This window comes from Amycolatopsis iheyensis (assembly GCF_024703995.1).
Classification (GTDB): Bacteria; Actinomycetota; Actinomycetes; order Mycobacteriales; family Pseudonocardiaceae; genus Amycolatopsis; species Amycolatopsis iheyensis.
On record NZ_JAMXQV010000016.1, the window covers coordinates 24892 to 40623 of the forward strand.

The following is a 15732-nucleotide window of genomic DNA, read 5'->3' on the forward strand; positions in this document are numbered from 1 at the left end:
GGTGGATGGACTAGTGGGTTGGCAGTTGTCGGCGCAATGAGGCGTGAGGAGCATGCGACGACCCTGCGAGCAAACGTCCACCAGTGAACGACCGCGGCATGACCCGCAAACGGTGCGCGACCCGAGTCCCAACCAGAAGCTGAGCGGAAGGCAGCGCGAACCCACTGCGCTAACACTTATCGTACGCGGCGGCCGCTAGGGGGCACAATCAGGGTCCCCCTCGATCGCTAAGGTCCTCGCGGAAGCAAACACGCACGGGACCGGAGACCCATCATGCCACCGGAGGAGCCGCCCGCGCCCGGGCGCCACGACGCGGCCGAGGACCGGCTGGGCACCGCGGCCGTCGCCTACCGCAAGGTCGGCGGCCCGGAGGCCGCGGCCGCGAACCTCGCCTGGTGGGACGCCGACGCCGACGCCTACCAGGCCGAGCACGGCGGCTTCCTGGGCGACGCCGACTTCGTCTGGTGCCCGGAGGGCCTCCGGGAGGCCGACGCGCGGCTGCTCGGCGACGTCCGCGGCAAGCGCGTGCTGGAGGTCGGCTGCGGGCAGGCCGCCTGCTCGCGCTGGCTGGCGGCCGAAGGCGCCGACGCCGTCGCGACCGACCTGTCCGCCGGCATGCTGCGCCACGCGCTGGCCGGCAACGAGCGCACCGGCGTCGCCGTGCCGCTGCTGCAGGCCAACGCCGAGTACCTGCCGCTCGCCTCCGGCAGCTTCGACGCGGCCTGCTCGGCCTTCGGCGCGATCCCCTTCGTGGCCTCGGTGGACCAGGTCTTCGCCGAGGTGCACCGGGTGCTGCGGCCGGGCGCGCCGTGGGTGTTCTCGGTGACCCACCCGATGCGGTGGATCTTCCCGGACGACCCGGGTCCGCAGGGGCTCACCGTCACCCAGCCCTACTTCGACCGGACGCCGTATGTCGAGGTCGACGACGAGGGCACGGCCACCTACGTCGAGTACCACCACACCCTCGGCGACTACGTGCGTGCGCTGGCGGCGGCCGGGTTCACCCTCACCGACCTGCTCGAACCGGAGTGGCCGGCCGGGCACACGCGGGTGTGGGGCCAGTGGAGCCCGCTGCGCGGCCGGCTCTTCCCGGGCACCGCGATCTTCCGCACGCACCGCTCGTGAGCACCCTCGAGGCGCAGCAGAACGCCCGGTTCGCCGCGCTCGACCCGCTGCTGCCGCCGATCGCGCCACCGCCGGCGGCGAACGAGCCGCTGGTGGTCTCCACCGGCGGCCGCAAGGCGGGCGGCCTGCTCACGCACGTCGTGCACGCGCCCGGCTCGTGGCCCGCGCTGTGGGGTCCCCTGGAGATCCACGACCTGACCCCGGTGCCGGGCGACAGCGGCGCGGCCGGCCTCGCCGCCCTGCTGGACGCGTGGCGCGAGCGGCTGCGCGGGACCCCGGCCGGGCCGGACTCCGGCTGCACCGTCACCTGGCCCAGCCGCGACGCCGAGGCGTCGGCGGTGCTGCTGGCGCACGGCTTCGCGCCGCTGACCTGCCTGGCGGTGCGGCCCCCTGCCCCGCCCGAGGACGCCGGGCCCGCGCGGGTGGCGGTCCGCCGGGCCGGGGACGGCGACGTCGAAGCCCTCACCGGGCTGCGGCTCGCGGAGTGGCACTACACGTCGATGGTCGGCACCGCGGTGCGGCGGCCGGGCGCGCGGGCGTTGTTCCACGCGGAGGTCGTCCGGTCGCTGCGGTTCAGCGGCCTGGTCTGGCTGGCCGAGGCCGACGGCGTGCCGGCCGGCCTGGCCGCGTGCGCACTCGCCTCGCCCGCGCCGGGCGACAGCATCCACGGCCGGCTGCCGCCGGGCCGCTGGGGCTACGTCGACACGCTGTCGGTCGCGCCCGAGGCGCGCGGCGGCGGGGTGGGCCGGGCGCTGATGGCCGCCGCTCACGGCGAGCTGCTGCGGCCCGGGGTGCGTGGCACGTTCCTCTTCTACCACCCGGCGAACCCGCTCTCGCCGGTGTTCTGGCACCGGCAGGGCTATCGTCCACTGTGGACCATGTGGATCCGGCGCCCCGCCTGGTCCTGACGCGCATTCGGGGGGACCCCATGGACATCGCCGAACCGCTGCTGGCCGCCCACCGGGCGCGCTTCGCGGCCGTCGACGCACTCCTGCCGCCGGCGGCCCCGCCGGCCGACGGCGAGCGGCTGGACGCGGCGACGACCGACGGCACCCAGGTCACCGGGGTGCTGCAGCGGCAGCGGTTCACCCCCGGCGACCCGCCGATGCTGTGGTCGGCCGCGGACACCTGGCAGCTGTTCCCGTACGTCGGCGACACCGGCACCGAGGGCATGGACCTGCTGCTGCGCGCGCTGAAGGGCCGGCTGGAGACCGAGCCGACCGGCGACGACTCGTCGTGCGTCGTGAGCTGGCCGAGCCGGGACGCCGAGGCGATCCGCGCGTTCCTCGACCACGGTCTGGTCCCGCTGGGCGCGCTCGGCGTCCGCCGGGCCGCGCCGGCCGAGCCGGAGCCCGCCACCGTCCGCCGCGCCGGCCCGGCCGACTTCGCCGCCGCGCTCGAGCTGGCCACGGCGACGTTCGACTACACGGGTCTCGTCGCGGCGCCGCGGCGCGCCAACACCGCCGAGCTGCTGGCCCCCGCGCTCCGGGACGCGCTGGCCGAGCCCGAGCCACCGGTCTGGCTGGCCGAGTACGGCGGCGCGATCCGGGCGATGGCGCACTGCGCGTGGGTCGAGTCCACCCCGGGCAACGCGGCGAACGAGCTGCTGCCGGCGGGCCGGTGGGGGTACGTGAACAACGTGGTGACCGCACCGGGCGAGCGTGGCGGTGGCCACGGGCGGGCGCTGATGGCCCGGGTGCACCAGGAGCTGCGCCGCGGCGGCGCGACCGGGACCTACCTCTATTACAACCCGACCAACCCGCTGTCCTCGGTGTTCTGGCACCGGCAGGGCTATCGTCCACTGTGGACGACGTGGGAGGTGCGGCCGGCCTCGGCGCTGCGGTGAGCGCCAGCGACCGTAGGCGCCCTGCCCCAGCCGCCGTCGCCAACCGGTGAGGTGCGCCCAGGCTCCGCACGGCGGCGACCACACCTCCCCCATCCGAGGCAGCCCGGAGGCGCCACGGCCGCCGAAGTGCGAAAGTCAGCCGCGCACCCCCGCGTCACTCGCTCGTGTGACGTGCGTCCGGTGATCTTGCCTCCCTCTCCCCCGCGGACTAGTTTTTGCACTGACCGGTCAGTTCAAAAACGCTGGGAGCCACCGTGCAGGTCCGAGCCGATCGCGTGTCCCTCGAGGGGCACCACGGCACCTTGTTACCGCCCACTTCGCTGACCTTCGGCGAGGGCGACCTGGCGATCGTGCACGGCGAACCCGGCGTCGGCGTCACCGCGTTCGGCCTCGCGCTGGCCGGGCGGCTCAAGCCGAGCACCGGCACCGTGCACGTCGAGGGGGTCGACGCCGGCCTGCCCGAGCTCGTCGCGGTCGTCGACGCGCCCGGCGTCAGCGAGCCCGACGACGCGCTGCCCCTGCGCGTGGTCGTCGGCGAAGAGCTGGCGCTCGCGCACCGGCCCGCGGGCAAGGAGGACGTCGCCCGCTGGCTCGCCGCGCACGATGCCGCGCCGTTCGCCGGCACGCGGTTCGAGAACCTCGCTCCCACGCTGCGCACCCGGCTGCTCACCGAGCTGGCCGCCGAGCGCAAGGGCGTGCGGGTGCTCGTCCTCGACACCCCGGACCGGCACACCAGCGACGTCGACAGCTGGGCCGGGCTGGCGCGCGAGCAGGCCGAGCGCGGCCTGGCCGTGGTCGTGCTGACCGCGACGACACCGCTGTCCGCCCTCCCCTTCACCCCCGCGCTCATCGGCGCCGAGGCCCAGCCCGAACCGCGCCACCACGCCCCCGAGCCCGCCCCCACCGAAGAGCTCCCCGAGAGCACTGACGAGGTCACCGAATGAACGCCCTCCGGATCGCCCGCAACGAGCTGCGCCGCCTCTCCACCGGCACGATGCCGAAGCTCGCGCTCGTCGCGCTCGTGATGGTGCCGCTGCTCTACGCGTCCTTCTACCTCTACGCGAACTACGACCCGTACGGCCGGCTCGACAAGCTGCCCGCCGCGGTCTTCACCAGCGACACCGGCGCGAAGGACTCGAGCGGCCAGCAGCGCAACGTCGGCCGCGAAGTGACCGACGAGCTGGTCAAGTCCGGCACCTTCCAGTGGCACGAGGTGTCCGAGCAGGAGGCCCGCGACGGCGTCCGCGACGACAAGTACTCCTTCGCCATCGGCATCCCGAGCGGGTTCTCGGCCGCGCTGCTCTCGGTCGGCAACTTCCAGCCGCAGCAGGCGACGATCACGCTGACCACCAACGACGCCAACAACTACCTCTCGGGCACGATCGCCAAGCAGGTGGCCGAGCAGGTGCGCAAGACGATCGCGGAGAAGGTCGGCAGCGAGGCCGCGGACCGGTTCCTGGTCGGCTTCTCGACGATCTACGCCAAGATCCAGGAGGCCTCGACCGGCGCGTCGCAGCTCGCCGACGGCGCCACGCAGCTGAAGTCCGGGCAGCAGCAGCTGGCCGACGGCGCCGCGAAGCTCGCGGACGGCTCGTCGACGCTCGCGACCGGCCTCGGGACGTTGAAGAGCAGCACGGCGTCCTTGCCCTCGCAGACGCAGCAACTCGCGAGCGGGGCTTCGCAGGTGGCCGCCGGGGACCAGAAGGTCGCCGACGCGGCTTCGCTCGCCGCGACGGCGTCGTCCGACATCCAGGGCAAGCTCGACTCCTACCGGACCCAGCTCGTCACCGACCTGCGCAACGCCGGCGTGCCGGAGACGCAGGTGCAGGCGATCGTCGAGCGGGCCGACCAGCTGCGCTCGCCCGTCGACCAGGCGAACGGCAAGATCCAGCAGGCCAACGGCGACCTCGCGAAGCTCGCCGACGGCGCGCGGCAGGTGTCCGACGGCGCGGCCAAGCTCGCCGCCGCGTCGCCGCAGCTGACGAGCGGCATCGCGCAGGCGTCCGACGGCGCGAACCAGCTGCGTGACGGCGCTTCGCAGCTCAACGACGGCGAGAAGACCGCCGTCACCGGCACCAACCAGCTCGCCGACGGCGCGGTGAAGCTGCGTGACGGGCTCGCCGCGGGCCTCCAGCAGATCCCGAACCCGGACGACCCGACCCGCAACGCGACGGCCAACACCATCGCCGACCCGGTCGCGGTCAACGCCAATGGCGAGGCGTCGGCGGGGACGTACGGCGCGGGCCTGGCGCCGTTCTTCATCTCGCTGGCCACCTGGATCGGCGCGTTCGTGCTGTTCCTGATCCTGCGCCCGCTCTCGACGCGGGCCCTGACCGCGGGCGCGGCGCCGTTCCGGGTCGCCGTCGGCGGCTGGCTGTCCTCGGCGCTGCTCGGGATCGCGCAGGTGATCGTCCTGTTCGGCGCGGTGACGTGGCTGGTCGGCATCCACATCGCGCACCCGCTGGGCGCGATCGGGTTCGCGGTGCTCGTGTCGCTGACGTTCACGTCGGTGGTGCACGCGCTCAACGCGTTCTTCGGCGCGGTCGGCAAGTTCCTCGGGCTGGTGCTGCTGGTGCTGCAGCTGGTCAGCGCGGGCGGCACGTTCCCCTGGCAGACGATCCCGGACGCGCTGTACCCGCTGCACGTGGTGCTGCCGATGGGCTACGCGATCGACGGCTTCCGCCACCTGTTCTACAGCGGCGCCACCGTGCAGATCCTGGGTGACATCGGGGTGCTGCTGGCCTACCTGGTGGGCGGGATCCTGGTGTCCACGCTGGCCGCGCGCAAGCGTCGCGTGTGGACGGTGTCGGCGCTCAAGCCCGAGCTGAGCCTGTGAGCGGCGGGACGAAGCAGAAGCTCTTCGAGGCCACGCTGCGGCTCTCGAAGAGCCGGGGCCTGGTCGGGCTGACGGTCGACGAGATCGCCGCCGAGGCGGGTGTCGCCAAGGGGACGGTCTACTACAACTTCGGGTCCAAGGACGGCCTGGTCGACGGCCTCCTGCGGTACGGCGTGGACATGCTCGCGCTTCGGCTGCGTTCCGCGGTGTCCGATGCGGACCCCCTCGAAGTGATCGAGGCGCAGGTCGACACGACGCTGGAGTTCATCGCGGCCTACCCGGGGTTTTCACAGATCCTGGTGAGCGAGCTGTGGCGGACGCCGGGTCAGTGGCACGGCACGCTTTCGTTGCTGCGCGAGGAGATCATCTCGATCGTGAAGGGCCAGCTGTCCCGGTTGGAGTCGGCCGGCCGGCTGCCGGACGGGGTGGAGATCCCGACGGCGGCGGCCGGGCTGTTCGGGACGATGCTCGTGGTGGCGCTGGACTGGCAGGTGTTCGGGCCGGAGCGCACGCGCGCGGAGGTGCGGGACGCGGTGATGGTGCTGATCCGGGGTCTCGGCCGCCGCTGACCCGGCCGTGCCGGGCCGGACCGCCGACATCACCGCCGCCCGCCGGCTACACATCCGCCAGCACCTGCACGCCCGCAACCTGACCCCGGCCGGGAACAAAGGCTTCCACGACTGGCACAAAGACGTCCGCGCCACCGATGACTGCCCGGTCTGCGGCGGAGCCCCCGGGCGCGCCGGGCCTCAGGCGCGGTCTTCGATGCGGGCCCGCACGGCCGCAGCGTACGTGTCCACCGCCGTCGAGGCCGCCGTCAGCTCGCAAGGGCCGTCGATCAGCAAGCGCTTCGCCGGGACGTACGCCTGCTGCAGCTCCGGGTCCGCATCCAAGCCGTGCTCGCGCGCGAGCTCGTTGTCGGCGGCCAGGCGGGCGCGCAGCTCCTCGCGGCGGGCCACCAGGCCGTCGAGCACCGCGCGCTGGCGGCGGCCGTCCTCGACCGCCGGGGCGACCGCGTGCTCGTGGCCGTCGATGTGCTTCTCGACCCACTCCGCGTCGCCGTCCACCTCGGCCGAGCGCAGCTGCTTCAACGCGCCGCGCAGGCGCTGGGCCCGGGCCGGCAGCATCGCGACCCCCGTAAAGCGCGTCGCCACGCGCAGCTGGTAAGCCTCGATCTCGGCCAGCTCCTCGACGGACTGGGTGAGCACGTCCAGCCGGCCCGCGAGGTCGTCCGGCGCCGGGCGGGCGCCGTTCGTGCTCGCGCGCACCGCCGCCACCCCGGGTGAGGACTCCTCCCGGAACCCCAGCAGCAGGCGGATGCCGAGCTCGGCCGCGCGGCCGGCGAGCGGGGCCAGCACCTCGCCGACGAGCCGGTCGGGTTCGGCCGAGTCGTCGATCGCGTCCACGACCAGGGTGCGGCCCGCGACGCCGGTCGTGAGCCGGTCGGCGATGCGGTGCCGGACCGCGTCGGCGGTCTTGCCGGTGGCGTCGACGGCGAGGTCGACGCTGCCCGCCGGCGGCATCTCCCCCAGCGCCGGCGGCAGTCCCGGGACGCCGAGCGAGCGTTCGCGGTCGGCGAGCACGATGCCGAACCGCAAGGCCGCCGCGACGGGCGAGCCGGCCTCGCCGGTGTCGACCACCCAGACCGTGCCGGGCTCGGCCTTGGCGAACCAGTCCGCGACGCTCTGCACGAAGGCGACGTCGACGGCCTCGCCGACCGGGCGGGAGAAGCTGGGGTCGACCGCCGGGCTGCCCGAGGCCCAGAGGCTCAGCTGCGGCAGGTGCCCGAGCATGGTCTCGACCGGGATCATCCAGGTGCCGGTGTCCTTGCCGACGACCACGCCGACGACGTGCCCGGTCGCCTCGTCGAGCACCGCCGTGCCACCGAACCCGGGGCCGAGCGGTTCGGCTTCGGCGGTGCGGAAGAGGCGGATCCATTCGCCGCCGGGGTGTTCGGGGCCGCCGAGCCGGGCGTGGGTCCAGCGCCCGACCGAACCGGGCGGGAAGCCGAACGCGCGGACGAGCTGGTGCTCGCCGAGGGGCATGCGGTGCAGGGGCGCGCGGAAGACGCGGGATTCGGGACGGTCCAGGCGCAGCACGGCGAGATCGCCGCGGCCGCCACCGTCGGAGGGCACCCAGCAGCCTTCGACGACGGTGGCCGTGCCGGGCAAAGCCTCGGCCAAGCCGACGAAGTCGACGCTCAGCGCGGAACGCGGACCACCGGCGGCTTCGACGACGTGCGCACTGGTGAGCACGTGGTATTCGTCGAGAACCGTGCCCGCGCCGCACACCCGGCCGAGTTCGTCGTGCAGCCGGACCCGCCAGCGTCGTCGCTCACGCTCGAACCCCATTCGGCGGACCCTACGCCGTGATCGCCGTGTGTCGGCCGCCGACCTCCCTACCCAGCGGTAATGTCTCACCCGAACGGAGTCAGCCGTTCGTAGGAATGCCAACGGGTTTTGTCCGCGGGTGAGTGTCCGGGCACGCTCGGAGACCGCTCAGCGGGACAACGGCCCGCTGAGCGACTGCCCGAACGAGCACCGAAGTGTGCCCCGGCGCGTCAGACCCGGCCGAAGACCGCGCTCCCCGGCGCCGCCGGGTCGTCGCCGGCCCAGAACTCGTACCAGTGCCCGGTGAACTCGTCATGGGAGAGCCGGCCGTCGCCGTCGGTGTCGAGGAGGGCGAACACGTCGTCGGCCGGGAGGCCACCGCCGCTCCACGCTTCGATCATCCGGCGGTACTCGGCCGCCGAGATCGTGCCGTCGCCGTTTTCGTCGACGGCTTCGAACATCGCCGACGCGGTCCCGGTGACCGCGTCGGGCATCTTCGGCAGCTCGTCCACGACGCTCAGGACCTCGTCGAGGGAGACCTTGCCGTCGCGGTCCCGATCGGACGCGTCGCGCAGCGTCGCCCACCAGCCCATCATGATCGCGGAGAGCTTCTCGCCCTCGGGACTGCCGCCGTCGGTACCGCGCAGCTCGAGCCATCTCGTGGTGAGCGCCTGGAAGTCGGACTCGGTCAAGTAGCCGTCGTCGTCGGCGTCCATCGAGCCGAAGATGCCGGAGATCTTGCGTCGCTGAAAGTCACTGGCCATGACCGACAGCTTCGCCGCCGCCACCGGCTTCCGACGACGTCCGCCCGAGTACAACAGCGCCACGACCCGGTGATCCGGGTCGTGGCGCTGAGTGAGCCCGCGGTGTGAACCTAGTGCGCCGCGTCGTTCCAGGACCGGCCGTAGCCGACCGAGACCTCCAGCGGCACGGCCAGCTCGTAGGCCGATCCCATGCCCTGGCGCACGAGCTGCTCGAGCTGCTCCCGCTCGCCTTCGGCGACCTCGAGCACGAGCTCGTCGTGCACCTGCAGCAGGATCCGGCTCTTCAGCTTCGCCTCGACCAGCGCGCGGTGGACGTTGAGCATCGCGACCTTGATGATGTCGGCCGCGCTGCCCTGGATCGGGGCGTTGAGCGCCATCCGCTCGGCCATCTCGCGGCGCTGGCGGTTGTCGCTGTTGAGGTCCGGCAGGTAGCGGCGGCGGCCGAAGACCGTCTCCGTGTAGCCGTTCTTCGCCGCGACGCCGACGACCGAGTGCAGGTAGTCGCTGATCCCGCCGAAGCGGGTGAAGTACGCCTCCATCTGTTCCTTGGCGTCTTCGGTGGAAATCCGCAGCTGCTGCGAAAGCCCGTACGCCGACAGCCCGTACGCCAGCCCGTACGACATCGCCTTGACGCGGTAGCGCAGCTCCGGCGTGATCTCCTCCGGCGGCAGGGAAAACGCCCGCGACGCCACGAACGTGTGCAGGTCTTCGCCGGAGTTGAACGCCTCGATGAGGCCCTCGTCCTGCGAAAGGTGCGCCATGATCCGCATTTCGATCTGGCTGTAGTCCGCGGTCATCAGCTCGGTGAAGCCCTCGCCGACCACGAACGCGTCGCGGATGCGGCGGCCTTCCTCGGTGCGGACCGGGATGTTCTGCAGGTTCGGCTCGGTCGAGGACAGCCGGCCGGTGGCCGCGATCGTCTGCAGCAGCGTGGTGTGGATGCGCCCGTCGTCGGCGACGGACTTGATCAGCCCCTCGACCGTGGTGCGCAGCTTCGTCGCGTCGCGGTGCTCCAGCATGTGCTGCAGGAACGGGTGCTCGGTCTTCTCGAACAGGCCCTGCAGCGCCTCGGCGTCGGTGGTGTAGCCGGTCTTGGTGCGCTTGGTCTTCGGCATGCCGAGCTCGTCGAACAGCACGACCTGCAGCTGCTTCGGCGAACCGAGGTTGATCTGCTTGCCGATCACCGCGTACGCCTCTTCGGCGGCCTGGGTGACGCGGCTGAGGTAGTGCGCCTCCAGCGAGGTCAGCTGCTCGAGGTCGACGGCCACGCCGGCGATCTCCAGCTCGGTGATGACCTCCAGCAGCGGCAGCTCCAGCTCGGCGAGCAGCTTCGCGCCGCCGATCTGCTCCAGCTCCTTCTCGAGCGCGCCGGCCAGCTCGAAGATCGCGCGGGCCTTGACGAGCTCCTCGTCGATCTCCTTCTGCTCCAGGCCTTCGGCGCCGCCGTCGAGCAGGGAAAGCTGGCCGTCACCGCCGTCGGTCTCCGAGCGCAGCTCGCGGTGCAGGTAGCGCAGTGCGAGGTCGTCGAGCTCGAAGGTGCGTTGCCCGGGCCGCACGAGGTAGGCGGCCAGCGCGGTGTCCATGGCCAGCCCGGCCAGGGTCCAGCCGCGGGCGCGGATCGCGTGCAGCGGAACCTTGAGGTCGTGGCCGGTCTTGCGGATCTTCGGGTCGGCGAACCAGCCGGCGAGCGCCGTGTCGTCGGCCTGGTCCATCGCCGTGACGTCGACATACGCGCCTTCGCCGTCGGCCGTCGCGAAGGCGACCGCACGCAGGTCCGACCGGACCGACGCGCCGACGGTGCGGAAAGCCAGGGCGACCGGCTCGGCGCCACCGGCGTGCGCGGAGAGCCACGCGCCCAGCGCGCCGGGCGCGAGCGCGGATCCCGAGACCTCGAACCCTTCGTCGGCCTCCGGCTCGGCGCTCTGCAGCGTCGCGAACAGCCTGTCCCGCAGCACGCGGAACTCCAGCTCGTCGAACAGCGCGTGCACGGCCTCGCGGTCCCACGGGCGCAGCTCCAGCCCGGTCGGGCCGACCTCCAGCTCGACGTCGCGGACCAGCTCGGTGAGCTGGCGGTTCAGCTGGACGCCGGACAGGTGCGCCCGGAGGGCCTCCCCCGCCTTGCCCTTCACCTCGTCGACCCGGTCGATCAGGTCGTCGAGCGAGCCGAACTGCTTGATCCACTTGGCCGCGGTCTTCTCGCCGACGCCGGGGATGTTCGGCAGGTTGTCCGAGGGGTCGCCGCGCAGCGCCGCGAAGTCCGGGTACTGGCGCGGGGTGAGGCCGTACTTCTCCTCGACGGCCTCGGGCGTGAACCGGGTCATCTCCGACACGCCGCGCTTGGGGTAGAGGACGGTGACCTGGTCGGTGACCAGCTGCAGCGCGTCGCGGTCGCCCGTACAGATGAGGACGTCGAAGTCGTCGGCCGTCGCCTGCGTGGTGAGCGTGGCGATGATGTCGTCGGCTTCGAAGTTCTCCTTCACCAGCGACGGGATCCCGAGCACCTCGAGGACCTCCTTGACCAGGTCCACCTGGCCGCGGAACTCGTCGGGCGTCGAGCTGCGGTTCGCCTTGTACTCGGCGTAGGTCTCCGAGCGGAACGTCTTGCGCGAGAGGTCGAACGCCACCGCCAGGTGGGTCGGCGTCTCGTCGCGCAGCAGGTTGATGAGCATCGAGGTGAACCCGAAGACGGCGTTCGTGACCTGCCCGGTCTTCGTCTTGAAGTTCTCCGCGGGCAGCGCGAAGAACGCGCGGTAGGCCATCGAATGGCCATCGATCAGCAGCAGCTTCGGCCGCTGGGCGGTCGCGGTGTTTCCTGTGGCGTTGGCAACGGTCGTCTTCTCACTCGGGCTCACGGGGCCGAGTCTAGGCTGAGGGTCCGACACTCTTACGTGTCGCATAGGAACAGGAGCTTTGCGTGACGGACAGTGCCGCCCCCATCGACGTGGAGCGGCTGTCGGGCATCGACCCGGCGGCGGCGGACCAGCAGCTGAACGACAAGGTCGGCATGAAGCTGCTGGAAGCGACGGCCGAACGCGTGGTCGGCACGATCCCGGTCGAGGGGAACCTCCAGCCGTACGGCCTGCTGCACGGCGGCGCGAACGCCGTGCTCGCCGAGGCGCTGGGCTCGACGGTCGCCGCGCTCAACGCAGGCCCGGGCCGCGCGGCGATGGGGCTGGAGCTGTCCTGCACCCACCACCGGGCCGTCCGCGTGGGCACGGTCACCGGCGTCGCGACGCCGCTGCACGTCGGGCGCGGCACCATCACCACCGAGATCGTGCTGACCGACGACGAGGGCCGCCGCACCTGCACCGCCCGGCTCACCTGCGTCGTCCGGGACGCACCCCCGGGCGCCTGAGCCGGTGGACCTCGACCTCGCCCAGGTGCGGGCGTTCGTCGTCACCGCGGAACAGCGCCACTTCGGGCGGGCCGCCCAGGCGTTGTTCCTGACGCAGCAGGCGCTGTCGAAGCGGATCCGGAAGCTCGAGGACACCCTCTCGACGCCGCTGTTCCTGCGCACCAACCGCTCGGTCGAGCTCACCGCCGACGGCGACCGCTTCCTCCCGCACGCGCGCGAGCTGATCCGGGTCGCCGACGCGGCGGTGGCCGCGATGGGCGCCGACGACCGGCCCCTGCGCCTCGACGTCGTCGACTACCGGCTCTCCCCGATCTTCCTGCTCCGCCGGCTCGCCGAGCGCGAGCCGGCGCTGCGGATCGACCGGGTCGCCGGCGGCGGCTTCGCGAACGCCGTCGACCCGCTGCTGTCGGGCGAGCTCGACCTGGCCATCGGGCGGGTCAGCGGCATCGGCCGGCCGCTGCCCGACGAGCTGGAGCACCGGGTCGTCCGGCTCGAACCGCTGGTCGCGCTGCTCGCCCCGGAGCACCCCCTGGCGCAGCAGGACGTGCTGCGGCTCGACGAGCTGCGCGCCGAGGGCATCTGGCTGCCCGGCCTGCGCGGGCCCGCGGAATGGCTGTCTTATCTGCGGGAGCTCTGCGACGGATTCGGCGTGCCCATCGACGACTCCGGCGTCAGCTACGACCTGCGGCACACCCTGGAGCAGACGCGCTACGGCAAGCGGCGCGTCACCCTGGCCGGCGCCGACATGGAGCTCGCGCCCGACCTCAACCTGAAGGTGCTGCCGTTCGAGCCGTCCCCGCTGTTCCCGTGGTCGCTGGTCTGGCGGCGCGGGAAGGCCCACCCGGCGCTGCGGCGGCTGCTGGCCCTGGCCGGGCGCACCAGCCGCGAAGAAGACTGGTGCGCCTACGACCCGGACCACGCCTGGCTGCCTGCCGACGACGTCAGCTTCGCAGCCGCCGCGCGAACCACTCGGTGAACGCGGCGTCGACCTGCTTCGCCGCCGCCGAACCCGGCGCGAACTCGTGCGCCATTCCCTCGACCGTCACCAGCTCGGCGCCCAGCGCGTCGCGCAGGGCGGCCGCCGGCTCACGCACGGCGACGTCGTCGTCCGCCCCGGTGACCAGCAGCAGCGGCGTGGTCAGCTCCCCGGCCCGGCGCACGAAGTCGTAGTGGCCGGCGACTTCCCGGGACTCGGGGGTCCACGGGTAAGTGATGTCGAAGAGCCGCTCGTTGCGGCCGATCACCGGCGCGAGCTGCGCGACCGGGCTGACCACCGCGGCGGCCTCGACGGCGACGTCGCCGCGCGTGAGCACCTCCAGCGCCACGAGCGAACCCGCCGAGCCGCCGAAGACGCCGAGCGGGCCGGTCGCACCCGGGAGCCGGTCCCGCAGCTCGGCCAGCGCCGCCGGGAACTCCGCCGCCGCCTGCGCGGTGACCGGCCCGAAGACGTTGAGCACCGCGTCCTCGCTCGCCAGCCGGAACAGCTCCGCCGGACCACCCGCCGGCAGCCTGCTCCCGGTCAGCGGCAACCCGAAGTAGACCCGCCAGGCCGGCAGCCCGCTCATCGGCGCCGCTTCGGCGAAGGCCTGCTCGCTCGAGGGCACCTCCATCAGGTGCCAGCCCACCACCAGCGCCGCCGGCGCGTCCCCGCCGGCCGGCGGCAACGCCACGAACGGCACCCCGGCCGCCACCCCTTCGACAGCTTCCTGCTCCGCGATCCGCATCCCGCTCTCCTTGTCCCTTGGTTGCCTCCAGCCAACCGCCCGAGCCGGGCTCGGGTCCAACAGCCGTTCCGGCGCCCACGACAACCGGTGGTTGTGACAACAGGTACGGACCGCCGGACTTTCGGGCACACCTGATCCGGGACTGGTCCGTTCGGCCGCCCGAACCGGACGTAAGGTGCATCCCTACGGCGGTGCCCGGCCCGCATCGCCCCCGCCAGGGTGAACAGCGGATCGGCGGGAAACCGGCCACGCACCGCCCGCCGGAATGGACGATGACATACCGTGGAAACACGGCCGTCACCCATTCGCAGAATCGGCCCGGATACTTAGCATCGCTGCGTGACCAGCGGCAAGCTGTAACACCACAACCTTGGGCTTTTCGTGCAATTCGTGTCGGTTGCGATCGTCACGATGTGGACACAGAGTAGTGAGGCCGCCTGTGCACAAGACGGGCGAGAGGGATATCTTCCTGCCCTAACCTAGCCCCTGTGTCGGGGGCAACGCCTACCGGCGGCTGGTTGGTCATGGGAGGTAGTCGGTGTCAGGAGTGCGTTTTGGACGGGTTCTCGCCCTCGCAGCGGCGACGTCGCTCGCGCTGGCGGGCTGCGCCGGTGGCGGCTCGTCGAGCAGCAGTGGTGACGGCAGCACGCTGAAGATCGGGTTCATGGGCGACCTGACCGGGGAGAACTCCGGAATCGTGATCCCGCCCGACAACGGCGCCAAGCTCGCGATCGACGAGTACAACGCCACGAACCCCAAGGTGAAGCTCGAGCTGAAGAACTACGACAGCCAGGGCAAGCCGGAGCAGGCCACCTCGCTGGTGCAGACCGCGATCGGGACGGACAAGATCACGGCCCTGATCGGCCCGGCGTTCTCGGGTGAGTCGAAGGCCGTCGGCGGCGTCCTCGAGCAAGGCAAGATCCCGAGCGTGTCGCCGTCGGCGACCAACCCGGGGCTGGCCGCGAACGGCTGGAAGTACTGGCACCGAGTCGTCGCGAACGACAACGACCAGGGCCCCGCGATCGCGAACTTCCTCATCACGGCGAAGTCGCCGAAGAACGCGTACGTCCTCTCGGACGACCAGGAGTACAGCGTCGGCCTCGCGGACGCGTTCGAGAAGACCTTCAAGGACAAGGGCATCACGACCGAGCGCGACAAGTTCGCCAAGGACGCGTCGGACTACTCGTCGACGGTGCAGAAGGTCAAGGCCGCCAACCCGGACGTCATCACCTTCGGTGGCTACTACGCCCAGGGCGGTCGTCTTCTCAAGCAGCTCCGCGACGGCGGCGTGAAGGCCATCTTCGCCACCGGTGACGGCTCGCTCGACCCGCAGCTGGTCTCGGGCGCGGGTGCCGCGGCCGCCGACGGCGCGGTCATCGGCTGCCCGTGCAACATCCCGGACGCCGGCGCCACCAACGAGTTCGCCACCAAGTACAAGGCCAAGTTCAACGTCGACCCGGCGATCTACGCGACCGAGGGCTACGACGCGGCGACCGCGATCATCAACGCGGTCAAGGCGGGCAACACCACCGGCGAGAAGATCAACGAGTTCCTGAAGACCGCGGACTTCAAGGGCGCGTCGAAGCAGATCAAGTTCAAGGAGAACGGCGAGCCGCAGACGAACGCGATCTACGTGTACCAGGTCGTCGGCGGGGTCATCAAGAACCTCGGCGCCTCGACCGAAGCCAAGATCAACGGCTGACGGAGCTAGACACACCTAACGGGAGCGGGGGCGCTGTGCTCGGCACAGCA

The 15732-nt window shown here is 72.1% G+C and carries 13 protein-coding genes; 9 read left to right on the forward strand and 4 right to left on the reverse strand.

Annotation, left to right across the window (positions count from 1 at the left end; translation table 11 throughout):
• The first annotated feature begins 273 nt into the window (after positions 1 to 273).
• The 6 genes from M8542_RS28020 (at position 274) to M8542_RS28045 (ending at position 6376) form a co-directional block, all read left to right on the forward strand.
• On the forward strand, positions 274 to 1125 hold the full coding sequence (locus tag M8542_RS28020; RefSeq protein ID WP_257923249.1) for a class I SAM-dependent methyltransferase: 852 nt from the start codon (positions 274 to 276) through the stop codon (positions 1123 to 1125).
• Complete coding sequence (locus tag M8542_RS28025) at positions 1122 to 2033, forward strand: GNAT family N-acetyltransferase (RefSeq protein ID WP_257923250.1); 912 nt, start codon at positions 1122 to 1124, stop codon at positions 2031 to 2033. Before M8542_RS28020 ends, M8542_RS28025 begins: the two co-directional genes overlap by 4 nt.
• 20 nt (positions 2034 to 2053) lie before the next feature.
• The gene (locus M8542_RS28030; protein ID WP_257923251.1) at positions 2054 to 2971 is read left to right on the forward strand and encodes a GNAT family N-acetyltransferase; all 918 of its coding nucleotides are present in this window, start codon (positions 2054 to 2056) and stop codon (positions 2969 to 2971) included.
• Positions 2972 to 3225: 254 nt separating this feature from the next.
• The gene (locus tag M8542_RS28035; protein WP_257923252.1) at positions 3226 to 3915 is read left to right on the forward strand and encodes a P-loop NTPase family protein; all 690 of its coding nucleotides are present in this window, start codon (positions 3226 to 3228) and stop codon (positions 3913 to 3915) included.
• A complete protein-coding gene (locus M8542_RS28040; RefSeq protein ID WP_257923253.1) occupies positions 3912 to 5807 on the forward strand; it encodes a YhgE/Pip family protein in 1896 nt (631 codons plus the stop codon). Before M8542_RS28035 ends, M8542_RS28040 begins: the two co-directional genes overlap by 4 nt.
• Complete coding sequence (locus M8542_RS28045; RefSeq protein WP_257923254.1) at positions 5804 to 6376, forward strand: TetR/AcrR family transcriptional regulator; 573 nt, start codon at positions 5804 to 5806, stop codon at positions 6374 to 6376. Before M8542_RS28040 ends, M8542_RS28045 begins: the two co-directional genes overlap by 4 nt.
• A gap of 180 nt (positions 6377 to 6556) precedes the next feature.
• Here M8542_RS28045 and M8542_RS28050 read toward each other — a convergent pair whose 3' ends face one another.
• From M8542_RS28050 to polA, 3 genes are all read right to left on the reverse strand, one after another.
• Positions 6557 to 8158 carry a trypsin-like peptidase domain-containing protein gene (locus M8542_RS28050; protein ID WP_257923255.1) on the reverse strand — a complete coding sequence of 534 codons (1602 nt, stop codon included), beginning with the start codon at positions 8156 to 8158 and terminating at the stop codon, positions 6557 to 6559.
• A gap of 209 nt (positions 8159 to 8367) precedes the next feature.
• A complete protein-coding gene (locus tag M8542_RS28055; RefSeq protein WP_257923256.1) occupies positions 8368 to 8901 on the reverse strand; it encodes an EF-hand domain-containing protein in 534 nt (177 codons plus the stop codon).
• Positions 8902 to 9011: 110 nt separating this feature from the next.
• On the reverse strand, positions 9012 to 11753 hold the full coding sequence (gene polA, locus M8542_RS28060) for a DNA polymerase I (protein WP_257923257.1): 2742 nt from the start codon (positions 11751 to 11753) through the stop codon (positions 9012 to 9014).
• 62 nt (positions 11754 to 11815) lie between these two features.
• On the opposite strand from polA, the gene M8542_RS28065 reads away from it, so the two are divergent.
• Together M8542_RS28065 and M8542_RS28070 are read left to right on the forward strand one after the other, a co-directional pair.
• Positions 11816 to 12256 (forward strand): hotdog fold thioesterase, encoded by a 441-nt coding sequence (locus tag M8542_RS28065; protein ID WP_257923258.1) that lies wholly within the window; start codon positions 11816 to 11818, stop codon positions 12254 to 12256.
• 4 nt (positions 12257 to 12260) lie between these two features.
• Positions 12261 to 13232, forward strand: coding sequence for a LysR family transcriptional regulator (locus M8542_RS28070; RefSeq protein ID WP_257923259.1), 972 nt, complete (start codon positions 12261 to 12263; stop codon positions 13230 to 13232).
• On the opposite strand, the gene M8542_RS28075 is transcribed toward M8542_RS28070, so the two are convergent.
• On the reverse strand, positions 13198 to 13980 hold the full coding sequence (locus tag M8542_RS28075) for an alpha/beta hydrolase family protein (RefSeq protein WP_257923260.1): 783 nt from the start codon (positions 13978 to 13980) through the stop codon (positions 13198 to 13200). The two genes, M8542_RS28070 and M8542_RS28075, sit on opposite strands and share 35 nt — an antisense overlap.
• Before the next feature lie 547 nt (positions 13981 to 14527).
• Between M8542_RS28075 and M8542_RS28080 the strand changes: the two genes are divergently transcribed.
• Positions 14528 to 15682 carry a branched-chain amino acid ABC transporter substrate-binding protein gene (locus M8542_RS28080; protein WP_257923261.1) on the forward strand — a complete coding sequence of 385 codons (1155 nt, stop codon included), beginning with the start codon at positions 14528 to 14530 and terminating at the stop codon, positions 15680 to 15682.
• Positions 15683 to 15732 lie beyond the last annotated feature (50 nt).